Raw genomic sequence first — 23,528 nt, forward strand, 5'->3', positions numbered from 1 at the left:
CAATCCTTTTTATTCTATAAACTGCATTTCTGCACCCATCACCTTGAGCGCCGTTGGCAGTTCCTTGATTTGCAACGCCTTAAACGGGAATAGTGCTCGATAGACGGCTGTCCGTTGTTGCGACGGTTGCTTTTCCATTGAGCGTTGCAGTAATTTACCGCTAAACTTATTAATCGCCAAACGAGCCAGCACTGCGGATAAATCTAATTGCAAAACCTTTGATAGAAATGCAATGTCCGGCGCCGGCAAGGAGCGTAACATTTGAACCTGGTAATTGCCAAGCGAATCAGTTTTCAACAAAACCTGATAAAGTCCCGGACTGGTTAGCTCACGCACCGATTGCTCACCGAGTGCCATGACCTTTTTGACATCTGCTGGCGCTAAGGTGGTTGGATACCGCTTAGCAACAGTCCGATAGTTAAGCTGGTCATCTGCTTGCAACGCAGCCGTCATTCCCAATGGGTAAACGTATTGACCATCAAACAAGGCATTATACTCCAAAAGTGGCTCATTGCTGACCACATCCTCCAACTGATCTGCCGTTGGAATGGTAAGGAGCGGCATAGATTCAGGCAAATGCCTCCGTAAACGTTCCATTAACTCACCCTGATTGGAAGCCACCATCACCTTGGCCGGATTTTCAACCCGCACAATATCCATAACAGTTTCGTTCGTTAATGGTTCAACATACCGTTTATCTGAAAAGAGTCCTGCCATGGTTGGTGAACTAGGATTATCATTCACCAGCACGATTCGATAACCATGATTACGTAATTCGTTCATCACCCGGCTAATTACGTAATCATTTGCATTCCCGTTACCAAGTCGACGGGCACCACTACCAACGACTAAAATTGGTTGACTATCCTCCGGACGGCTTTCATTTTCAATTTCAAACGTAGAATAGAAAGTTCGGGAATGCTGATCAAATTCCCCCGCCGATGGATCAACTTCTTTAAATGTTCGGTTGATCTGGTGCTGTTCGCGTAGATGGAAAATTTGCTCATCACTAGTCTCCCATAATTCTGCAATTTTTCCATCATCAAATCCCCAATATTTAGCCTCTTTCAGAACTGCCGGGCTTTCTTGTAGCTGCTGAATTTCCGTCTGAATTTTTAACAGACGGTTAAATTGCGCTAAATAATAGCGGTCAATCTTAGTTAACTCTGCTAATTCTTTTTCTGAATATCCTCGACGAATCGCCTCAATTAGTGAATAGAGCCGGTCACCATGGGGATGGATCAGCAACTGATCTAATTGATCGTCACTAATCCCTTGCATTAATTTGGCCTGACCATTATGCCAGCCAAATTGATAATCCGCGTTCGCTTTAAGTAATGCTTCAATCAAACTACGGCCAATACCGATGGTACTGCCGACTGATTTCTTTTGAGTACCTAATTTTTGATTATTAACAGTTAATTGGCTAAAAGGAAAAACTGGCATCCGTACCGCTGCCCGATCCATCACTGGTTCTGTGACCGCCGTATGCTTCGTTAATCCGTGATCGAGGTGAATATTTCTCAGTAATTCACCAGCATATAAATGACCAACGACCCGACTCACAGGATAACCCGTCGCAATTTCAGTAAACGTGCTAATGCGATCAAAGTACGGGCTATTTTTGATCACATAATAGCGGTTTTGGTGAGGGTCAAAAGCAAACTGAACGTGATTAATCCCGACGATCCGTAGCTTGCGAGTAATCGCAAAAGCCGTATTCCGCATATCCTGAATGTTACGATCCAATAACGTTTGCGCTGGGAGGACAGTAATTGAATCACCAGCATGAATCCCAATCGGATCAATGTCTTCAGCAATTCCGAGGCACATCATATTACCTGAGGAATCGCGCATGACCATCACTTCAATTTCTTTCAATCCCGCTAGACTTTGTTGAACCATTACCTGACCACTGCGCGACATTTGAATTCCCCGACTAACGGCGGTTCGTAATTCTTCGCTATCCTGCACAATTCGTCGCATCCGAAGTGACTTGGGAAAGACAGCACGAACCACCACTGGGAAACCAACCTCTTGCGCCATTTCTAATGCCGCCTGATAGTTATCCACCGTAGCGATCTTTTTTGTTGGTGCCTGCAATCGCCGCAACGTCTGGTTTAATAACATCGGGTTATTAACCTGGCGAACTGTCGCTTCAGGTACTCCTGCAATCTGAATATCGTTCTCAGTTAAAATTCCTGATTCACTAACCGTTTGAAGAATTTCAAAGGCGCGTCGTCCGCCAAGCGTTGGCACAATCAGCTGCGGATGACGTTGATTAATCACTTCAATAATACTCTGGGCAGTTAGTGGTAAAATATAGCGTTGCGTAATTGCACTCGTTGTATCAAGTGACGTCGAAAATGGATTATCATCCACTAAAACGGTTTCAAAACCAGCTTTTTGCAAGGTCCTGCCAACTTCTAGAGTTGCATAGTCGAGTTCACCGCCTTGCTGCAAATTGTCACTCCCAGCACCAATAATCAAAGCTGTTGGTTTACTATCAGCCAAAATCTTCATCTCCTCGCTGATTCATGAGATCCATGAACTCATCAAATAATGGATCGGTTTCGTCAGGACCTGGCGCACCATCAGGAAAGAATTGAACGGAAAACGCCGGATATTGTCGATGCCGAAGTCCTTGAACACTGTTATCAAGCAAATCAACGTAAGTAATAAAAAGCTTTTGCCGATCAACACTTTCCCGATCCACTTCAAAACCGGCACTTTGACTAGCATAATCAATCTGATCAGTAATAATTTCCTTAATTGGGTGATTCATTCCATGATGTTCAACGGGGCGTCGTTTGACAGTTGCACCGTTAGCCATGGCAAATAATTCATGTCCTAAGCCAATCCCGAAAACGGGCACGTGCTGCTGAACTTCTTGAATCATTTTTAAGACCGATTTTTTTAAACTATGCGGATCTCCTGGACCACTAGAAAAAACGACTCCATCTGGATCTAACCGTAAAATTTCGTCGGCAGTCGAAGTGTACGGTAAAACGGTAACGTTACATTTCCGACGGGAAAGTTCCCGTAAAACCCCATTTTTGAGTCCGAAGTCAACTACCACAACTGTCTTGCCAACATCAGGGTTAGGATATGGTTTTGGCGTCGCTACTTGGGCCACCTGTTGATTAGTTAAGACTGTCGCATGGAGTTGATCAAATGCATGGTCGTCAGGAACAGGAACAATACTCCCCCGAATGGGTTCAGTGGCGGAACGCAATTTATGAACAAGTGCGCGTGTATCAACGTTCGTAATTCCAGGAATATTCATTTGCTGAAGGTAATGACTAAGGCTCTGACGGTGTTGGTCATCAAATGCCGCCAAATCGCGCACAATCACTCCTTTAGCTGCTGGAACGATTGATTCGTAAATATTCCGATTAATTGGCACATTACCGACATTCGGTTGGGTGAAAACAATAATTTGGTTATCATAGATGGGGTTCGTAATAATTTCTTGGTAACCAGCCATACTGGTATTAAAAACTACTTCACCAAAAGTGACCGCTGGCGAACCAAAGCTATCACCGGCGTAAACCGAACCATCTTCCAAAATTAAATAATGGGCTGTCATTGAAATTTCCCCTTCTGTCAATTAGTACTTTTTCATTCTACACCACATTTTAATTTGTCCGTGGCAAATCTGTTTGATCCAAATGCTTTAACATTTGCGCAAACCAAGTCGGCAAGGGTGCCTCAAACACCATTTCCTTACCCGTAACCGGATGCTCAAAGCCTAATAAACGAGCATGTAAATACTGACCATTTCCCTTCAAGGTTTTCCGTGGTCCATACAACGGATCACCAGCCAGCGGATGACCAATGTATTTCATGTGAACCCGAATCTGGTGGGTTCGACCGGTTTCTAATTTGCAGGCAACTAATGTGTAATGCAAGTATCGTTTGAGTACCCGAAAGTGGGTCACTGCCGGTCGTCCGTCAGCCACCACGGCTTGCTTTTTACGATCCTTTGCTGATCGGCCAAGTGGAGCATCGATGGTGCCTTGGTCTTCTTTGATAACGCCATGAACTAACGCTACGTATTCACGTTGATTGGTTTTTGCCTTTAATTGCGCCGCCAGTGAGCGATGGGCCCGATCATTTTTAGCGACCATTAATAATCCTGAGGTGTCCTTATCAATCCGGTGAACGATTCCTGGCCGATATTCGCCATTAATATGTGATAGTGGACAATGATACAATAACGCATTAACCAAGGTATGGTTAGGATGACCCGCAGATGGATGAACCACCATTCCCTGTGGTTTATTGACGACCAAGACATCATCATCTTCATAAACAATTTCTAAGGGAATCTTCTCTGGTTCCAAATCAATCTTTTGTGGTTGTTTAGGAATCACTTGAACAATATCGCCTGCTTGAAGATGATATTTCGGTTTTACAGACTGCTTATTCACCGTCACATTACCATCCTCAATCCATTTTTTGATTTGTGAACGAGACACATCTGGTAAGAGCGTGGCGAGTTGTTTATCAATTCTTCCAGTCTCTTGAGTGCTAATCTTTAGTTGGGTTGGTTGATTCGGCATTACGATCCCCTTCATCCTTCTCTAACAACACCATGATAATTAAAATCACGACACCAACGGTCAAACAAGCGTCTGCAATATTAAATACGGGAAAATTAATTGGCATTAGTTCAAACATATCAACGACATACCCAAAGCGAAGTCGATCAATGAAATTACCAATTGTTCCCGCAAAAATCAGACTAAAGCTCACTTCAACGAGCCATTGGCCCTTAAACCGGTGCATTAGATAAATTAAAACAGCAATAGCAATAATGCTAACAATCGCAAAAAACCACTGCTTGCCTTCTAATAATGACCACGCCGCACCATCATTTCGCAAGTTGGTTAGTTCCACCAATTCCGGAATTAATGGGCGGGTTTGGTTATGTAAAATATTATTTGCTACCCACCATTTTAATAATTGATCAGCACCAATTAAAATGACAACCAACCCGCAGTATGGCAGCCAGTTAAGTTTATTATTTTTCATCGTCTTTAATCACCCCATTTGCGCGCAACAAGTGTTGAATCGATCGCAACGAGCGTTCAGTAAATGAGAAAGTCATGACTTCGCCTTGAACCGTAATTGTCATCGTGTGCTTCGTAAATAGTGGTTGCCGAATCTCCTTAGTTGGAATCACTAAATATTCCTTCACTAATAGGCGGTTGAAAACCATCTTACTTGGTGAGATCACCACGGTCCGACGAAAAATCTGCAAAGCAGCTACGACTAAGAACACTGCGATAAAAGTTGCCGTAATCCATTGAAAATGGGTAATCTCAAATGCAATAATGATTCCAATGATTAGAATAATGAGCGTCCAACTCCAATCAATAATCGCTGTTGTTAAATCAGGTTGGTAAAAATACCGTTTTTGTTCTTCCATTTTGTTCTCCTTCAAAGGATGTGGTTTTAAAAATGATTAAATTATTTACAGATGCCGCTACCAAAGATAATCCAGGCCCAACCGGTCTTGGAGCCGTGATTCTGGTTGATGGACAACAAATTCAATTAACTGATCACGTCACTAACGCCAGTAATCACACCGGTGAATTTCTGGCCGCTCAATTTGGTTTTCGCTACCTCATCGAACACTATTCTCCAGATGAAGTCGCGCTCTTTTATACTGATAGTCGCCTAATGAGTGACGCAATTGGCAAACACTACAGCAAACATTATGCTGACCAACTTAACTCTTTAGAATCCTTAATGGAACACTTTTCAACTGTGATTACCCAGTGGATTCCAGAAAAAGAAAATCATGGTGCCCATCATCTTGCTAACCAAGCACTCCGGCAAATTGAATAACCACCTTCCAGTATAACAAAAAGCATTCTGAATAAGGACGCGTTTACTTAATTTTAAGTTCAAAAAGCTAAAAATAGGCAGATCCAGAATCTAAAATCTCTGGGTCTGCCTATTTCTCTTGCAGGGTCACTAATTTAGCATAGTAGCCATGCCGTTTCATCAGTTGTTGGTGAGTCCCCCGTTCGATGATTTGTCCGGCCTTCAATACCAGAATCTGATCAGCGTCCTGGATCGTTGATAACCGGTGGGCAATTGCAATAGTGGTTTGTTCAGCCCCCATTTTCGTCAAACTGGTGGTAATTAAGTCCTCAGTTTGTGAATCGATATTGGCGGTTGCTTCATCCATAATTAAAATTTCTGGATGACGATACATCGTCCGGGCAAATGAAATTAATTGGCGCTGGCCAACGGAAAGCTGGCTACCTCCCTCTCCTAAATGGGTTTGATACCCATCGGGTAATGCTGCAATAAAGGGCGCAGCATTAACTTGTTCGGCAGCGCGACGAACTGCTGACGATTTTTCAGGCGCAAACATCGCAATATTATGGGCAATCGTCCCATAAAAAATGATTGGCTCTTGAACTACTAAACCAATCTTTCGGCGGAGTTCAATCAGTGGGTAATCGCGAATATCATGCCCATCAATCAAGATTTGTCCCTGTTGGAACTCATAAAACCGCATCAAAAGATTTACGATCGTACTTTTTCCACTACCCGTATGACCAACTAAGGCGACTTTTTTACCCGGGTGAACAACAAACGAAACGTCCCTTAACACCGGTTGTCCTGGCTGGTAACCAAAGGTAACATGACGAAATTCAATCTTACCAACACCAATCTGGAGGTCACGATTTTTTTGCTGGGGTTGATTTGTCGGCTGATCCATTAACTCATATATTCGTTGCGCTGCAACTATCCCTTCCTGAAAGGTTGCCAAATTCTCCATTACACTAGTCAGTGGATTAAAAAAGTTTTGCTGATATGCGATGAATGCATACACAACCCCGGCCGCAACCGATAAATTAGTACTTTGCCAACCAAAATAACCTAAAGTGGCGGTTTTAGCCAAAATAAACATTAAACTCACCACGGGATAGAGTAAGAATGAATCAAAAATAATTAACCTACTTCGCGACTTAAAATATTGCCGATTAACTTTGGCAAATTCACTGCTAAGTCTTTTCTGCTGTCCAAATTGTTGAATGATTTCAATCCCACTTAAAGTCTCATTTAAGCGGGTATTTATGTCACTCAAAGTAGCACGAACATGGTGGTACACGGGAACACTAACCCGTTGATACAAAAAGACCAGGCCAATGATGACCATCAATAAGCCGACCGTGAGCCACGCCAATAGTTGGTTAACCATCATCATAGCAACAAATGCTGATACCAGGCCTGCAATTGCAACAATCAGATTCAAAATCAGGTTCCAAAAGTTATACAGTGTCTTGGTATCATTCGTCACCCGCGAAACAATCTCCCCAACTGGAGTTTGGTCATAGTAGGCCATCCCCATCCGATGTAACTTTTCAAAAAGTTGTAAACGAATGCGCTCCAGGGTCGCCTCGGACCCGATCGCAAAACTGTACGCTTGACCAAATTGTATGATGGCTTTCATCGCGGTAACCGCAAAATACGCAATCACAAAGCCAATCATGACTTGCGCCGTTGCTTGAGCGTGACGTAGATAATGATCAATAAAGAATTGAATCATCCGCGGCAGAAGTAAATTAACAATACTAACTAGGATCGCCATAACCACGGCTAATATAAACTGCCGCCAGAAGGGACGGGCAGCTCGAAAAAGGCGATTTAAAATCTGTCGCTGAGATCGGTTATTATTCATTTAAATCTGCCTCCAATCGTTGTCGCCGTTCCTGAACTGCTAATGTTTCCTTAAACCAACCTGGTTCCGTAGCTAATTGCTGAGGTGTCCCTTGCTGAATAATTGTTCCATGATCCATAACCAGTACCCAATCGGCGTGCTGCACCGTACTCAACCGACTTGTTACCATCACCACCGATTGATCGTGATGATCCTGAAGATTTCGTTCAATCAGCGTCGCAGTTTGGGCATCCACTGCAGATAAGGGATCATCCAATATCAGTAGCGGCGCCGCTTTTAGTAAAGCACGGCCAATTGCAACCCGTTGTTTCTGTCCACCTGATAATGACATTCCCTGTTGACCAACTTGGGTTTGATATTGGTGGGGCATTTGTTGAATATCATCCGCAATGACAGCCTGCGTGGCTGATTGTTCAACCTGGACGAATGGTGCCTGAACATCGGCAAACCGTAAATTATCCTGAATACTAGTGGAAAACAGGAAATTCGTCTGTGGCACATAGCTTAATTGTGTTAAATATTGGTCATGCGGAATTTGACGGATTTCTTGATTGCCAAACATAATTTCTCCACGATAATTATCAAAATCACGCACTAATAATCTTAATAACGTTGATTTACCACTTCCAGTTGGTCCAACAATACCGACCATTTCACCAGGCTTTACCTGAAAGTGAACGTTTTCCAATACTGGTTTCCCGTGATCTTGATAAGCAAATTTATCCAAGTTGACTTTCAACCGACTAGGGAATGCCAGCTGAGATTGCGCAGTCCCAGGTTGCCACTGATTTTCTTCAGCTAGTAATTTCTCAATCCGGTCGTAGCTTGCTCGACCACGCTCGAGGGTATTAAAAAGTGTCCCAATTGCAAATAATGGCCACACAAGTTCACCTAAATAGGTCATCATTGTCACTAACTGACCAACGCTGATTTGGTGCTGATTCACCATCAAACCACCAACCCCAATGGCGATAACATAGGCTAATCCCATAATCAGTGTTGTTGCCGGGTTAAAAAGTGCATCCCAGAAATAGGCCCGCTTATTTGTCTGATAGGTACGATCAACATACCGCCTAAAATCCTGTTGATCTGCTTGCTCATCACCAAGGGCGTTTAAAACCCGCATCCCACTGATACTCTCTTGAGTTTTGTTGTTAAGATCACCGAAAGCCGCTTGAGCAGTCCCATATGCATCGTGGATTTTGTTTCCCAAACGATTAGCCAACAGTACTAATAATGGCAACGGCACTAAGGTTAAAATTGTTAACCGCCAGTTGACAAACATTCCCATTGCAATAATCATGGAACCACCGGTAATCAGCGAATCCGCCAACGTCAAGATTCCATAACTAGCAACTTCACGAACTGCCTCAACATCATTAGTTGCGTGAGCCATTAAATCCCCAATGCGCCATTTTTGATAAAACATCGGATCCATCTGTAAATAGTGATTAAATAACCGTCCCCGTAACTGGCGCTCTAGAACATACGAACTACCATAAACTAATTTTTGCCAAGCAAACCGCAGTAAGTATTGACAAGCGGCCGTCACCAGCATAATCAAAATCATGAGTGTTAGCCATTGTCCAGTAACGCGGTGCGCACTGATTGCATCAACGACCTGACCAACTACCCGGGCAGGAATCACGTTACAAATTGCCACTAAGACAAGCGCCAAGACACCACCAAAGTACTGTCGCCATTGTTGTCGAAAGAACCAATTAAGCTGGTGAAATATTTTCATGAAAGCCTCCCATTCCTAAAATTAAGTAAGTGCGTAAATAGGACTCCAGAGTGCTCGAAGCTACTACGCACTGGAGTCCATCTGAATATCACGTCATTTTCATTTTAAGTTATCGGTTTTGCCAGTCTGTAATTCCCCGTGCCAAACGGTCTAATCCGGTCAGAACAGTTTTGCCAGAACAGGCCACATTCATCCGTAAGAAAGAGTTGCCATTACCACCATAAATCGCTCCAACTGATAGAATCAATCTCGTCTGTTTGCGGATAAACGCCGCTAATTTTGTTGAATCATTAGTGAGTTTACTTACATCCAGCCAAAGAAGGTAAGTTGCTTCTCCTGGAACAACAGTAACCCAATCAGTAAGTTGTTCCTGCACAAAGTCGTTCACTAACTTGCGGTTATCCTGAATCGCTGCCAAAACACGATCTAACCACGAAGATCCATCTTCATAAGCAGCAATCGTTCCAGGAATGGCCATTAAATTAGGTTCAGCCAGTTCTTCACTATTTAACCCTCGACTAACCTGTGCACGTAAGTTAGCATTTGGCACAATCACCGTGGCTGCATGGAGCGCCGCCACGTTAAAGGTCTTACTTGGCGACACTGCAACTTCGACATTTTGAATTAAATCTAGGGGCAAACTAAACATTGGCACATAGCCAGTTTGATTGAAAGTAAAATCACCATGAATTTCATCGCTAAAGATAGTGACATGATACTGGTTACACAGTTTTGCCAAGCGAATTAACTGATCCCGCGTCCAAATGATGCCCATTGGGTTATGCGGGTTGCAAAGAATCATTAAGTTGGTTAAGGGATCTGCCAGTTTGGCTTCTAGATCTTGCCAATCAATGCTGTAGGAATGCGTTTGAGCATCATAAACTAAGTCACTCGAGAGAACATGGCGACCACTATTGACAATGGAGTTGTAAAAAATGTTGTAAACTGGTGCTTGAACTAAAACGTTATCACCAATTGATGTTAAACGTCGGACAGCTGATGAAATTGCCGGCACCACTCCCGTCGTGAAAATCATCCAATCGGTTTGTGGTCTGAACCCATGACGTTGTTCATACCAATCAGCAACCGCATTGAAGTATTCATCGGGAATCTCTTCGTAGCCAAACGCGCCCAGTTGGAGTTTATCCTGCATAGCTTGAATAATGGCCGGACTAGTTTTAAAGTCCATATCAGCAATCGTCATCGGTAATTCATCCCTGCCAACATCCCATTTAACAGAGTTAGTATCGCGACGGTTAGCGGATTCTGGATAGTTAGTCATCATCATCACTCCTGTTCATCTTGAATAATTGTAGTCTGTGAATGATCGATTTCTGGATCATCAAGAATAATTTGGCCAACTGATGGAACATGAATCCGGCCACTAATCGGACTCTTAATGCTCATCACGTGGGTCGTAATTTTAGCATCAATATTCTTGCAGTATTCAAATGCCAGGTCCGTACGAAGCACCTTACAATTAACTAACTTAATACCATCCAAGTAGCAAAGCCCTTGATTACTTTCAATCGTGCAGTTAACCAACGTCAAATTCTTCGTGTTCCAGGCTAAATACTCACCACTAATCTTAGAATCATAAATGGTCACGTTCTCGCAATTCCAAAAGGCATCCTTGGATACAAACCGTGAATTATGAACTTCAATATTCTTAGCACCATCAAAACAGTAATTACCAATTAAATCCAAACCATCAATCCGGATATTGGAACTATTCATCCCAAAGTAATCACCCCGTGCCTGAACATTCTTTAGTTCGACATCATTACAAGTCCACAGGGTTTCATCCGCATCAGAAAAATAGACATTCTGCAAATGAACACCATTACAACGGCGGAACAATTTAGGAGCCTGTAAATCAGAATCATGAATATTGATGTCATCAGTATACCAGATCCCGGATCGTGACATCGTTTCAAAAATAGTGTCTGTGACTTCCACGTGCTTGGAATACCATAACGGATACTTCCACGTGAAAACAACCCCAGATAACTTTAAATCATGGGTCTCTTTGAGTGGAGATTCACCCTTACCAAAGGTAGTGTCAATAATTTCCGCATCATGTTCCTTAAATAATGGCCGTTCGCCATCAAAATAACCTTCAGTGATTTGTTTCATTCTTATATTCTCCAATATTTATTCTTCTTTTTTGTAAGTAATACTTATTATTAGTATATTACGAATTTGTATTTTAGTTAAATTCATCTTTTGCATTGAATACCATGCACGTTAATTATGGATAAGTAATTAGAAACAAATTATAATGATGGTGACCGTGGAGGGAGAAAAATGAAGTATTTACAAATAAAAAATGAAAAACTATCCGCAATTGGCATTGGTAGTGCGGCTCTTAGTCGGAATATCGCTGATGAGCAACAAGCCATTCAATTTGGTTTGGCAAATGGAATAAATGTAATTGATACGGCAGAAAGTTATGGCAATAGTGAGGAAGTAATCGGCCAGGCCTTGCGTAGCATCCCCCGCAACCAGTACTTTTTAATTTCAAAGTTTTTGCCAGAACATGCAACACCAAAATTACAACGGCGTAGCTTAGAACAAAGTTTGCGACGGCTAAAAACGGATTACTTAGATCTCTACCTGCTCCATTGGCGGGCCAATGCTGATCTTGCTTCTACTGTGGCCAGTCTGGAAAAGTTGCAGCAGGAAGGCTTAATTCGTCATTGGGGCGTTTCTAACTTTGACATTCATGACATGCAGGACTTAATGCAAGTACCGGGTGGCAGCCATGTCTTTGCTAATGAAGATCTCTATAATTTAACCAGTCGTGGCGTAGAATATGATTTACTCCCCTGGCAAATCAAACACCAAGTCGGCTTTTTAAGTTATTCGCCTTTCCACGCAGTGGGCTGGAATTTTATTCGACCACAACGGGCGATTGAAGAAATTGCTCAAGAACATCAAGCAACTCCCTACCAAATCATGCTTGCTTGGATCCTCCGCAATCATAATATCATCCCCCTACCTAAAGCCGGTAAGGTCGAGCACGTCAAGGACAACATTGCTGCATTAAATATTCAATTGACGAGCGATGATTTGCAACGGTTAAATAAGATTTACCCGGCGCCTACCCATCCAGAACCACTCGATAAAATTTAAGCAGTGCTTGAATGTGCCCCTTTACAACCCTTTCACAACAAGACAAGAATTGTATTTTATCAAAAAAATACTCCAGCCACAGATGACTGGAGTTCTTTTTGTACTCTTTGCTTATTCTAATTTTGTAATAATCTAATCGTGCAAGTATTCAGAGAGTGCTTCTCCAACCATTTTGTTGAGTGTTTCACCTTTTCTTTCAGCTTCAATGGCTAAATCACGATGAAGTTCAGGAGTAATCCGCACATTAAACGTGCCTTTATAAGACCGTTGTGGAGTTATTCCTTGAGTTTTACAATCTTCTATATATTCATCAATTACACCATGGAAATCATCTTCAAGTTCTTTAATCGTACTGCCTTCATAAGAAAGTAATCCATTAATTCCAACAACCTTACCATAGAGAACTTCATCTTCTAATGAGTATTCAACTGTTCCGTAGTAGCCCCTATATTTCATTAATTTTTCCATTAGATTTCATCTCCAATTACATCTAAAATGGCCTTAACTTGGTATTGTAATAACGTTTTCCTAGGATGTGGTCGGTGTAAATAAATTATTTTTCCAGTTGCTATGTTAATGAATTTAATTCTCGATCCACTTGTTTTACCATTATTATTTTTCTTATAGCCAAGTGACTGTAAAAGTTTCGCCACCTCATCAAAAGTAACATTACTAGAACCAGATTTTATTTTCTTTATTGTGTTTTTATGTCCCATGATCCGTCCTTTATATTTGTAACTATTAATAGTTACAAATATATTATAACAATATACGATCATAAGGCAATTAATTCAAAATCAATCAAGACATCTTTTTATTTATATTGATGTATCTCTGCAGTATACGACCCTTTCGCAACTACAAAACCCCTTGGTAACGTTGAATTACCAAGGGGTTATAATTTTATCTAATCTTTTTTCCCCAATATTGGAATAAGTCGGTTCGCAATGCCCCATTGTATAGTTTACGACGTTTGGTTGCTTTGGCACCATAATAGTGTTCAAACTCTAAATCAGCCGTCAAAATATACTTACTCCACGAAGTCATTGGTCGGTATAATTCACCCATCTGGCGGTATAATTCATGGACCGTTTCCCGGTCACTCAACCGTTCACCATAAGGTGGGTTTGCAACAATCACACCGTTAATTTCATCTGTTCGCCAATCCTTAACTGCTAACTGCTTAAACGTAATATCATGCGTTAAGCCTGCCGCCTGACTATTTCGTTGGGCAATTTCCACCATCTTCTGATCAATATCATAGCCGTGAATTTCTAACTTAACATCATAATCAGCCTGCGCATCCGCGTCATCCCGAACATCATCAGGTAACCCAGATGGCATCAAATTCGACCATTGCTCACAGGCAAATGACCGATTGATCCCAGGGGCAATATTATGTCCCAGCAATGCTGCTTCAATCGGAATCGCTCCGGAACCACAAACCGGGTCAACAAACGGATTGTCTGGAAACCAGTGGGCTAATAACACTAAAGCAGCCGCCATATTTTCTTTTAATGGTGCACCACCCTTATCCCGGCGGTAACCACGTTTAAATAAACTTTCACCGGTAGTATCTAAGGTTAGTAAGACATGATCTTTATTAATTGCGACTTCTAATGGATATAACTTACCGGTTTCCGGAAGCTTCGTTCGTCGATGGTAAACCGCCATCATTTTTTCAGCAATTGCCTTTTTGACGATTGCTTGGACACTGGGAACATTATGCAGCTGGGAGCGGTGACTCTTTCCCTCCACCGGAAAAGCTGCATCTAATGGTAACAATTGATCCCACGCCAAAGCCTTCGTTTGTTCAAAAAGGTCATCAAAGGTCGTCGCATCAAATTCACCAACCACAATTTTAATCCGATCAGCCGTCCGTAGCCACAAATTGGTTACCATTACATCACGAATGGTTCCGGTAAAGCGAACCCGCCCGTTTTCTACTCTGGTGTCATAGCCCAAGCGACGTAATTCCTTGCCGACAATTGCTTCAATGCCAGCCGCAGCGGTGGCAATTAATTGATATTCTTGCACAATTCATCCCTCATTTATTGATTACTTCAAATTATTTAAATATTTAACAATGATTGCCCACATTTTTTCATGTTGCTGATTAAAAAAGTGGGGTGGCTGGTCAACATCAAAGTATTTTAAGCTAGTGGTTTCAGACGACTTAGTTGCATAATGATGCTGATCATCTAACTGAACCAAATAAAAAGCGTTCACTGGTTGAACCAGATCACCATTTGGGTATTGATACAAATCCTGATCCAGAATTCCTAAAAGCTTCACTGGCTGGACCTTTAATCCAGCGTCTTCCTTAAATTCACGGACTAGCGTTTGGTGAAAACTTTCCCCGTATTCCATATAACCACCCGGAAATCCCCAGTTACCAGTATCAGCCCGTTCTTGTAATAAGATTTGTCGTTGGTCATTCAATAACGCTCCGGAAGCAGAGGTCATAATCAACGGCATGTGACCAACTCGTTGTCGAAGTTCCTTAATATATGCCATGTCGGCTCCTTTCCCACCATGCTGGTAAATTAATCCTCGCCGTTACTGCATCATTTAATCCGCACTTCATCACTGCCATACCCGTCACCAAATGATCATTATTTTCATGAGCCCATGGAAAAGCTACCCATTCTTGCGGCGCCGCTAAATGATGAACAATCAAATTACCGAACTGTGACCGCAATTCACTCGGTAAATCCAATGGTGATTGAGTGGTGATAATTAACGCTAAATTTAGCTTACGCCCTTCCCGCGCGATTTGAAAAATACCATTATTTTTCAAATCACCATTTGTTGGCAGATAGCGATGGGCCTCATCAATGACGACTTTAACTGGTAACCGATTAGTAGTAGTCCATAAACGTTCGTTTAATAAATGCTTCAACAGGATAGAAATAACTGTACTCTGCACCTCTTCATATTGTTTCAATGGTGATAAGTCAATCACCAACGTTTGATGGTCAGCCGGCTGAGTTAAAAACATCCGTAGAATATAATTTAATTCAGTTAACGAACCACCCTGCTGCCCAGTCCCAAATAATGATTGAAACGCTGGTTGAGCAATTTGGGTTCGTAATTTTACGAGTGATGGCCATAGTTGACGAATCTGCCGATAATCATATTCTTGACCACAAACATCATAATTTGCCCGGTGATCCGCAAATGGTACCACCAATTCTTCAATTATTTGCTGGGCAAGCAGCTTGATCGGATACGACGAACTCCAGTCAGTTAACTGCGCCACTTGTTGCAGATACTGATTGATTGGATAATTAATCTTTTTAAAGATTTGTGAAGTCCCTTGAATATTTTGCTTTATCCGTAGTGAATTCATTGCTTGGTTCAGTAGCTGAGCGAGTGAATGTGGTAAACCAGTAATTCGTAATAACTCAGCTGCACTGAATTGTCCAGCATCAAGATAGGCATTGGCCCCGAGTCGATAGACCACCGCGTTTGGCAATTTAGTATACTCTCCCGTTGGATCTAACACAATCACCGTTCCAGTAGTTTGCTGCAACTGACTCAATAGTGATAGCGTGGTAGTCGTCTTGCCGCTTCCAGTTTGACCGGTAATCAACAGGTGGGACCCAGTAAGTTCCGCTGAAGTTGGTACCTGGTTTAAACTACTGATTGAACGCGCAAAATTTCTCATCATCGATCCTCCATCATAAATCCATTATGAACGAAAATAGCCAGAATAACAAACGTCATTCTGGCTATTAAAGTCGCTTGCCTAGCGGAGTTGCTCAAATGTGGTATTTTTACGATCGACTCCTTGACCGGCATTCGCAATTTGATAAGTAAAACTGCCAGCATACATCTTCTTGCCCAACACAAGTACCCGGTTGTATTGCCACCGTGAATTTTTACCAGATTGCGATTTAGAAAGTGTCAAATGGCTTCCCTTGGCCAAATATTGCCAGGTTCCATTTTTACTCTCCCCATTGTAAATTGTTTGGAAATCATGATCGTTGGCATTGGCTTTAAGCGCTTTGTCCTTATCTGCCGTTACGACCACTTGATCAGTATTTTTAGAAAACGCCATGTACAACTTATTATTTCCATTGACACTCGCGTGTATTGGTAGACATGTCCTGGAACTGTGCTAGCGACCCGATGAGTTCCAAATAAGTAGCCGCCCACTAAGATCACAACAATGGCAATAATTACGCTAATGGTAATTTTCTTTTTTCGTGTCCACATCTTCATTAGTCGTCATCCTCATCATTATCGTCTTGTGAGTCTACCTGTTGACTATCATTATTCTGGTCCTGATCGCTGGAATTATCATGGTCACTAGAAGATGAATCATCAGAGTCTTTCTTTGTGTAGACAGTAACTTCACCATCTTTGTAGTCGACAACTGCATCTTTTTGATCATCATCCAGGTGCTTCTTAATAAGGCGTTCTGCCTTCTTAAACTTTCCCTTTGCGACCGCCTTATTAATTGCTTCAGCATCATCATCTAAATCAACGGTTTTTAGATTGTCAGCATCATCTTCGTCATATTTAGTAAAACTTAAATCATCGTCATTATCATCCGCAGCATTACTTAAATTATCGGCTAAATCATCAGCATCTGCCGGCGCCTTTGCTGACTTAGTAGAAGACTTCTGATGGTGACTAGTCGAGCTATTGTTAGTACTCTCGTTATCATCTTGGTCATCACTACTGGTTTCATTATTAGTTGATGATTGATCATTACCAGAATCATTGTTAGTCGTCGTAGTATTAGTGCTGTTATCGTTATTAACTGTCACCTTTGGGCTAACCACAAATTTAACGTTCTTGGGGCCATGATTGATTGTCGTTTTTGAAATGACAACCTGGTTAGGATCACCGACGACATGATAGTTTTCTGGAACATTGCCGTTCCGATTTAAAATCAGCGTTTGCCCAGCGTAAATCAAATTAATATTTTGAATATGATTATCATAAGCTAATTTTGCAACCGAAATTCCCGTTGCAGCAGAAATTCCTGACAAAGTGTCGCCCCACTGCACAATGTACTTAGTCCCATTGAGATCATTAGTATTAATATGCTGCATTGCCATATTGTCAGAAATTTGTTGTGGGGTATTTGCGACCCAATTGGTGATATCAGCCTGTTCTTCAACACTCCCATTAACCGTATCAGCCATTACAACTGGTACCAAAAAAGTGGATCCAGCAAGCACCGCACTCATTAACAAGGCGGAAAGTTGTTTTTTTCTAGTCATTACTTGATGTTCCTCCCTAAAGTAATCAAAGTATCACAAACTTAGTGTACTGCTCCTCTTGTTGAGTTTCAATAATTTTATTAATAATCCCGAATACAAAAAAAGCCCGGAAAACCGGGCACCTGAATTGCAAACTTCTGTAGGCCATGTTTTGTCAAAGTATAATCGTCAGGCACAAATTATACAGTGGTAATCATCTATCTCAGCGTCAAAGACGCTCCCCTGGAATCACTTCAATTTGTTATCCAAAGCTCCCCGACCGTAGTTTGGGTTTACCGCTTGAGGGGTTTACCGCGTTCCATCAGAATTGTTTCCAATCCTGCTTCGTCACTGTGGCACTTTTCAGGAATACTAGGGCATAGCTAAAGCCGTAGCCGCTTTTTCCGCCGTCACCGAAAATCGGTGCCCCGCCTTATCGTTTCAGCGAGCACAAACACTACGAGCATCGCAGCTCGTGCGAGCATGGACCTTCCTAACACAACAATTGCTGTGCTCGATTACCCAAAGTCTGCAAATTTTTTCAAATTTTTACGGATCTCAATTAAAGAAGGTGTGAATCGTTATCGTCGTTATTTAGTTGTGAACCAAACACCCGACGTTCCAGGTTGGATAGCCGTTTTAAAATATCCATATTAGTGGCATTGGATACCGGTTGACTATTAGTTGGCGCACTGGCACCAATTGAAGAACCAACCTCGACTTGACGGTTAAGTTCGTCAACTTTTGCCTTGAGCCGTTCATTTTCGTCTTGAAGGGACTGAACAGTCTTATTGAAGGTATCATAGTCTTTAATGACGTCATCTAAGAATGAATCGACATCATCAACATCGTACCCCTTACCAATGCTTTTTTCTTTAAATTGCTTATGTAAAATATCTTGTGGCGTAAACTTAATGTTATCCAACCTAAACACCTCAATCTATAAATAATCCGACAACACAATATTTTAGCGAACTTCCCTTATAATTACAAGTATCATGTACCAGAAACTTAAAATCTCAACAAAAATTAATAATCCGGATTTTGTTCTTCATTTAACTCCATTGCTGCTTCCTGAAGTTCATCAAAATCAATCGTAGTTAACTGGTAGTCATGGTCCTCTTGATATTTGAGTGCGGCCCGATAATCCCACGAAGGCTTACTGACTTGTTCGCTCTCGGACTCACGATCAGCATCAAATACCGTCAGTAATTCATCAGTATGCTCAAGCATAAACCGTTGATAATTCTGTAATTGCTGTGGCGACTGGTACGGCTGATTGCTGACTAGTGCATGAAAATCAACCCGCTGCAAAGTCGCCATTAATTTTTCTTGATTCTCCGCTTTCCAACGCGCAGCCACCTGCGCATATGGGTCCATAATTGAGGTTTTCAACTGGGGATAAGCTTTCTTGAGCTCAAGAGCAACTTCAATTCCCCACCGTTCAACCCCCATTTGCGGTCCACTAATGACCCAAAATTCATCTGAATGGTTGTTTAGACGCTCAATGAGCGCTTTTTTTAAGACATTTTTAATAACCTTTACTTTCGGGTCATTGTCCTGAAAAACGCTTAACTCGTAGGCCCGATAGCCAGTTAACCAGACACGATACACTTCAATTCCTCCAGATTATGATTAACTATTGAATGTATTTTTTATTTCTCTGGTATAATAGCACGTAGTCAAGGGAGGAGCCATAATGAGTATTCACTATCCAAGTGGACAAGGGCCACACCTTCACCGGACACAACCGGTGAATCATTTACCTGCCCCACGCCAATCTTCATATAGTAAGCGGGGAATGTCCTTGGAAAAAGAAATTAACGAAAGCAATCAATACTACCGAGCCACCCACCAAGCGGTTATTCATAAAAAGCCAACCCCCATTCAATTGGTAAAAGTTGATTACCCAAAGCGAAGTGCTGCCGTAATCAGAGAAGCCTACTTCAGACGCCCTTCAACGACTGACTATAATGGGGTCTACAAAGGCTATTACATTGACTTTGATGCAAAGGAAACCCGCAATAAACGATCATTCCCGTTGAAGAACTTTCATCAACACCAAATTGATCATTTGATGGCGTGTGTTAAACAAGGTGGTATCTGTTTTGCATTCATTAAATTCACCACTTTGGATTTGCTATACTTATTACCAGCAACCAAACTTTTTGCCTACTGGCAAGACCAACAAAATGGCGGAAAAAGTTCAATTACTCTAACCACCATTAAAAAAGATGGCATTCCCGTCGAATATGGGTTAAATCCACGGCTCCAATACCTGCCAGCCGTTGATCGGTTAATTGCCATCTATAAAAAAGGAGAAAAGAATGAATAATGACGAATTTCCCAGCCGTCGTCAAAATGATGAGCTGGAGGAAAGCACTAGTCGCGGACCGCTGATCAAAAAAGTGCTCCTGTGGGCCGTGGGAATTATCGTTTTACTAATTATCGCCGGAGCCGCCCTCTTCTTTTACTGGGCATCCAGTGCACCAAAAATCAGTCGGAGTGAATTGGCTAGTCAATCCACCACAACGATTTACGATGCCAACAATAAAGTGGTTTCCCGCTTGGGAGCTCAAAAGCGACAATATGCTAAATCAAACGAAATTCCAACAACTTTAAAACACGCTGTGGTGGCGATTGAAGATCGGCGCTTTTATAAAAATCACGGGGTTGACCCGACACGGATTTTTGGGGCAGCCTTAAATAATGTGTTCCACCATTCCGATGGGACGCAGGGTGGTAGTACACTAACTCAGCAATTAGTTAAGCTTTCCGTCTTCTCAACAGCTGCTTCAGACCGGACTTTTAAACGGAAGGCCCAAGAAGCATGGCTAGCAATTAACGTTGATCGAAACTTTTCAAAGAATGAAATTTTGAAGTTTTACATCAATAAAGTCTACATGGGCAATGGGGTCTACGGCATGAAGACCGCTGCTCAATACTACTACGGGAAAAACCTCAATGAATTATCATTGGCCCAAATGGCCATGTTGGCAGGAATTCCGCAGTCACCAACATACTACAACCCTGCGGTAAGTGATACTAAAGCCGCCACAATCAGGCGTAACCAAGTGTTAAACGCCATGGTGCGAAGCAAGTATATTAGTCAAGCCCAAGCTAACAGCGCTAAATCAGAAGCCGTGACCGATGGTTTAGACAAAACGCACGGCAATACTAAGTCAAATGATGTTAATGTGAAGGAACCCGTTATTGACGCCTACGTCAAAGAAGTATTAGCTCAACTTGAGCAAAAGGGTTACAATCCCCAAACCGACGGGCTTCAAGTACACACCAACATGGATCTTGGCGCACAGAAGAAATTGTATGATGCCGCTAATAATTCCGTCTCTTTCCAAAGTAGCCAAATGCAGACTGGAGTGGCGGTTACTAACCCTCGTAATGGTCAAATTGTTGCCATGCTAGGTGGTCGGCATACCGGAAACATTGTGTATGGTTTGAACCGGGCGGTCCAGACTAACCGTTCTTCTGGTTCTACTGCTAAGCCGCTGATGGATTACGGTCCGGCAATTGAATATCTGAATTGGCCAACTTTCTATACATTGCGTGATACCAAGTTTATTTGGCCCGGAACCAATACTGAGCTTCACGACTTCGACAACAAGACCAAGGGAACCATGACCATGCAAGACGCACTGGTTCAATCCCGAAACATCCCTGCTATTCGGGCCTTGCAAAAGGTCGGCATCTCGCGGGCAACAACGTTCTTAAACGGATTAGGAATTTCCCAGAAAAAGGCCTTCACCTTGAATAACGGGATTGGATTATATGTTTCACCACTGCAAGTTTCAGCAGCCTACGCTGCCTTTGCAAATGGTGGGACTTATTACAAACCTTACTACATCTCATCAATTACTACTCAGGATGGCAAGACCATTAACTATGGGAAGCATGGTAAACGTGCGATGAGCAAGGCAACAGCATACATGATTACCTACATGCTCAAGGGTGTAATTGACAGTTCCGATGGTACGGGGACCGCTGCCCACATTAGTGGTGTCCACCAAGCCGGCAAGACCGGGACCACGAATTATCCTTCTGGGCACAGTCAATCTCGGGTCATGGATTCATGGATGGCTGGGTATACGAAGAATTACTCAGTGGCCATCTGGACTGGTTATGATCAGCCAATGAAGAATTCGATTTCAAGTGCTTATGAAAAGTCCGCGATCTTACTTTACCGCGCAATTATGGAATACTTAGACGGTAAGAACCACGCCAGTGATTGGCGAATGCCTGATACCGTTGAAGCAGTTCGTTATCGTGGACGGCGTGGCCTCGTGGTTAAAGACTCTAAGTGGGCGCTTGAATACACTGCCATTGACGATGACGATAGTTCATCCAGTTCTTCAAGCAGTGAAAGTTCTAGTTCGAGCTTATCCTCTTCCGTCAGCTCATACTTTGAGAGCAGCAGTAGTAATTCCTCAAGTGCTGCTAGTTCATCTGCTACCGAAGGTAATAACAATGGTAACGGTGGAAGCGCAACTGAATCTTCAAATGCTACTCAAACTTCACCTACAGGTGGTCAATAACTGATAAAAGCATCCGTTAATATTGTAATGATATTAACGGATGCTTTTTAATTAACCAATTTTTTAATCTGCGGAATCAGCAGTTTAGCAATTTCTTGACCACCTGCTGGCGACCAATGCAGATGATCACCAAAATCGTACTTAGCTGTTAAATTATCGTGAGCATCACGGAGTTGACGTGCCCCATCGACAATCCATGACTGCTGACGCAGCCACGTATTAATCGTTCGCCGCTGGCTGGTAATAATTTGCTCAGCCGGTAAAGGATCAGGTAAATCAAACAAACGTAATGGCGCAATGGTAGTTGTCAATAATGCGCTTTGCCGAGCACGACAAATTGTAGCTAATTGTTGATATCCACTGATAATTTCTCGGGGAGCGACGTTTTGTTCTGCCATCGTTTTGCTATAGAATGGCAAAATTAGGTCGTTTGTCCCAATGATGGCAATGGTCATATTAGGCCGCAGTGTTGACTTCTGAAGACGTTTTAAAAGGCTACGCCCAAAAGTTTCATACAATGGTTCTTCCATTGGTGCATCATGACAGAGTTGATTGCCAGAAATTCCAGTTTGTAACCAGCAAAGTTGATTCGGATTAGATTGATTGAAATAGTGAATAAGTTCGGCAACCACCATTCCACTTTCAACCAATGAGTCCCCGGTGATCTCAACGTATACAGGGCTAGTTGACGAGAATACCTCCAAGCTTTCTAAACTGAACCACCCTTTTCGGTTCCGCCATCGCTCCGTGAGCGGCGGAATGAAATCACTCTGCCGTGAAAGGGCCGCGTTAGTGAGTGTGGTTTGATAGGTTGAAGCAAAATCAACATACTTCTGCGGATGGTTAGCAATCATCTTAATATAGACTGGCTGACCAACCTTGATCGGAAAATCTACTGGATCTGTCCAAATAACGCTATGTTCTGGAATTATAATTTGCGGTTGATGATGAAAGGTTACTTGCTGCGTAGCTGTAAAATGCGGTGTCTTTGCAACCTGGACGTGGTCAAATAACAACGCGTGCCGACCAAAGCGATTGGTTAATTTCAGGCGCATTTGGTTCCCACTAATTGTCGGCGTTACCTTAACCACTTGGCATAGTGCATCATAATGAAACGGTAGCGCACTCATATCATGTGTTGCTTGATAGTGACTTGGCACCCACTGCATTTCTCG

Annotated in this window: 24 protein-coding genes and 1 other RNA gene; 4 read left to right on the forward strand and 21 right to left on the reverse strand. The window is 42.4% G+C overall.

All coding sequences use genetic code 11. The annotated features are described in order from the left end of the window. Positions 1–9: 9 nt before the first annotated feature. Genes AC1EKL_RS01205 through AC1EKL_RS01225 form a run of 5 tightly spaced genes read right to left on the reverse strand, consistent with a single transcriptional unit; the run spans position 10 to position 5,434 of the window. On the reverse strand, positions 10–2,514 hold the full coding sequence (locus AC1EKL_RS01205) for a carbamoyl phosphate synthase preATP-grasp domain-containing protein (RefSeq protein ID WP_480189140.1): 2,505 nt from the start codon (positions 2,512–2,514) through the stop codon (positions 10–12). Then, entirely contained in the window at positions 2,507–3,589 is a 1,083-nt protein-coding gene (locus tag AC1EKL_RS01210) for a carbamoyl phosphate synthase small subunit (RefSeq protein WP_480189141.1), read from the reverse strand. Before AC1EKL_RS01210 ends, AC1EKL_RS01205 begins: the two co-directional genes overlap by 8 nt. A 49-nt stretch (positions 3,590–3,638) precedes the next feature. Beyond that, positions 3,639–4,565: an RluA family pseudouridine synthase gene (locus AC1EKL_RS01215; RefSeq protein WP_480189142.1), complete on the reverse strand. Its 927-nt coding sequence runs from the start codon at positions 4,563–4,565 to the stop codon at positions 3,639–3,641. Further along, a complete protein-coding gene (lspA, locus tag AC1EKL_RS01220) occupies positions 4,534–5,037 on the reverse strand; it encodes a signal peptidase II (protein ID WP_480189143.1) in 504 nt (167 codons plus the stop codon). The genes AC1EKL_RS01215 and lspA overlap by 32 nt, the downstream gene beginning before the upstream one ends. After that, on the reverse strand, positions 5,027–5,434 hold the full coding sequence (locus AC1EKL_RS01225; RefSeq protein WP_480172208.1) for an EbsA family protein: 408 nt from the start codon (positions 5,432–5,434) through the stop codon (positions 5,027–5,029). The genes lspA and AC1EKL_RS01225 overlap by 11 nt, the downstream gene beginning before the upstream one ends. 32 nt (positions 5,435–5,466) lie before the next feature. On the opposite strand from AC1EKL_RS01225, the gene AC1EKL_RS01230 reads away from it, so the two are divergent. Next, positions 5,467–5,856 carry a ribonuclease HI family protein gene (locus tag AC1EKL_RS01230; protein WP_480189144.1) on the forward strand — a complete coding sequence of 130 codons (390 nt, stop codon included), beginning with the start codon at positions 5,467–5,469 and terminating at the stop codon, positions 5,854–5,856. Positions 5,857–5,965: 109 nt separating this feature from the next. Here the strand turns inward: AC1EKL_RS01230 and AC1EKL_RS01235 are convergent, their stop codons facing one another. The 4 genes from AC1EKL_RS01235 to AC1EKL_RS01250 form a co-directional block, all read right to left on the reverse strand. Continuing rightward, complete coding sequence (locus AC1EKL_RS01235; protein ID WP_480189145.1) at positions 5,966–7,705, reverse strand: ABC transporter ATP-binding protein; 1,740 nt, start codon at positions 7,703–7,705, stop codon at positions 5,966–5,968. Then, on the reverse strand, positions 7,698–9,449 hold the full coding sequence (locus tag AC1EKL_RS01240; protein ID WP_480189146.1) for an ABC transporter ATP-binding protein: 1,752 nt from the start codon (positions 9,447–9,449) through the stop codon (positions 7,698–7,700). Before AC1EKL_RS01240 ends, AC1EKL_RS01235 begins: the two co-directional genes overlap by 8 nt. Before the next feature lie 109 nt (positions 9,450–9,558). Further along, entirely contained in the window at positions 9,559–10,734 is a 1,176-nt protein-coding gene (locus tag AC1EKL_RS01245) for a MalY/PatB family protein (protein ID WP_480189797.1), read from the reverse strand. A 2-nt stretch (positions 10,735–10,736) separates the two neighbouring features. After that, positions 10,737–11,585 carry a DUF3737 family protein gene (locus AC1EKL_RS01250; protein ID WP_480189147.1) on the reverse strand — a complete coding sequence of 283 codons (849 nt, stop codon included), beginning with the start codon at positions 11,583–11,585 and terminating at the stop codon, positions 10,737–10,739. 171 nt (positions 11,586–11,756) lie between these two features. Here AC1EKL_RS01250 and AC1EKL_RS01255 point away from each other — a divergent pair, with 171 nt between their 5' ends. After that, complete coding sequence (locus tag AC1EKL_RS01255) at positions 11,757–12,584, forward strand: aldo/keto reductase (RefSeq protein ID WP_480189148.1); 828 nt, start codon at positions 11,757–11,759, stop codon at positions 12,582–12,584. Positions 12,585–12,716: 132 nt separating this feature from the next. Here the strand turns inward: AC1EKL_RS01255 and AC1EKL_RS01260 are convergent, their stop codons facing one another. From AC1EKL_RS01260 to AC1EKL_RS01310, 11 genes are all read right to left on the reverse strand, one after another. After that, positions 12,717–13,052 carry a type II toxin-antitoxin system HicB family antitoxin gene (locus tag AC1EKL_RS01260; protein ID WP_480189149.1) on the reverse strand — a complete coding sequence of 112 codons (336 nt, stop codon included), beginning with the start codon at positions 13,050–13,052 and terminating at the stop codon, positions 12,717–12,719. Further along, positions 13,052–13,300, reverse strand: coding sequence for a type II toxin-antitoxin system HicA family toxin (locus tag AC1EKL_RS01265; protein ID WP_480189150.1), 249 nt, complete (start codon positions 13,298–13,300; stop codon positions 13,052–13,054). Before AC1EKL_RS01265 ends, AC1EKL_RS01260 begins: the two co-directional genes overlap by 1 nt. Positions 13,301–13,487: 187 nt before the next feature. Beyond that, a complete protein-coding gene (locus AC1EKL_RS01270) occupies positions 13,488–14,621 on the reverse strand; it encodes a THUMP domain-containing class I SAM-dependent RNA methyltransferase (protein WP_480189151.1) in 1,134 nt (377 codons plus the stop codon). A gap of 21 nt (positions 14,622–14,642) precedes the next feature. Further along, the gene (locus AC1EKL_RS01275; protein WP_480189152.1) at positions 14,643–15,101 is read right to left on the reverse strand and encodes an NUDIX hydrolase; all 459 of its coding nucleotides are present in this window, start codon (positions 15,099–15,101) and stop codon (positions 14,643–14,645) included. Beyond that, complete coding sequence (locus tag AC1EKL_RS01280) at positions 15,088–16,254, reverse strand: ATP-binding protein (protein ID WP_480190171.1); 1,167 nt, start codon at positions 16,252–16,254, stop codon at positions 15,088–15,090. Before AC1EKL_RS01280 ends, AC1EKL_RS01275 begins: the two co-directional genes overlap by 14 nt. An 81-nt stretch (positions 16,255–16,335) precedes the next feature. After that, positions 16,336–16,647, reverse strand: a complete 312-nt coding sequence (locus AC1EKL_RS01285; protein ID WP_480189154.1) for a hypothetical protein — start codon at positions 16,645–16,647, stop codon at positions 16,336–16,338. Next, entirely contained in the window at positions 16,611–16,811 is a 201-nt protein-coding gene (locus AC1EKL_RS01290; RefSeq protein ID WP_480189799.1) for a hypothetical protein, read from the reverse strand. The genes AC1EKL_RS01285 and AC1EKL_RS01290 overlap by 37 nt, the downstream gene beginning before the upstream one ends. Continuing rightward, positions 16,811–17,821 (reverse strand): LysM peptidoglycan-binding domain-containing protein, encoded by a 1,011-nt coding sequence (locus AC1EKL_RS01295; protein ID WP_480189155.1) that lies wholly within the window; start codon positions 17,819–17,821, stop codon positions 16,811–16,813. The genes AC1EKL_RS01290 and AC1EKL_RS01295 overlap by 1 nt, the downstream gene beginning before the upstream one ends. Before the next feature lie 135 nt (positions 17,822–17,956). Then, positions 17,957–18,330: RNase P RNA component class B (gene rnpB, locus AC1EKL_RS01300), an RNA gene on the reverse strand. 32 nt (positions 18,331–18,362) lie between these two features. Then, on the reverse strand, positions 18,363–18,725 hold the full coding sequence (gpsB, locus tag AC1EKL_RS01305) for a cell division regulator GpsB (RefSeq protein ID WP_191975852.1): 363 nt from the start codon (positions 18,723–18,725) through the stop codon (positions 18,363–18,365). 104 nt (positions 18,726–18,829) lie between these two features. Next, on the reverse strand, positions 18,830–19,414 hold the full coding sequence (locus tag AC1EKL_RS01310) for an SLOG family protein (protein ID WP_480189156.1): 585 nt from the start codon (positions 19,412–19,414) through the stop codon (positions 18,830–18,832). Positions 19,415–19,499: 85 nt separating this feature from the next. Here AC1EKL_RS01310 and recU point away from each other — a divergent pair, with 85 nt between their 5' ends. Beyond that, positions 19,500–20,135, forward strand: a complete 636-nt coding sequence (recU, locus tag AC1EKL_RS01315; protein WP_480189157.1) for a Holliday junction resolvase RecU — start codon at positions 19,500–19,502, stop codon at positions 20,133–20,135. Next, entirely contained in the window at positions 20,128–22,353 is a 2,226-nt protein-coding gene (locus AC1EKL_RS01320; RefSeq protein ID WP_480189158.1) for a transglycosylase domain-containing protein, read from the forward strand. The genes recU and AC1EKL_RS01320 overlap by 8 nt, the downstream gene beginning before the upstream one ends. Before the next feature lie 47 nt (positions 22,354–22,400). Here the strand turns inward: AC1EKL_RS01320 and AC1EKL_RS01325 are convergent, their stop codons facing one another. Beyond that, positions 22,401–23,522 (reverse strand): SGNH/GDSL hydrolase family protein, encoded by a 1,122-nt coding sequence (locus tag AC1EKL_RS01325; protein WP_480189159.1) that lies wholly within the window; start codon positions 23,520–23,522, stop codon positions 22,401–22,403. Between the last annotated feature and the right edge of the window lie 6 nt (positions 23,523–23,528).

The organism is Limosilactobacillus sp. C0001E2, assembly GCF_056590915.1.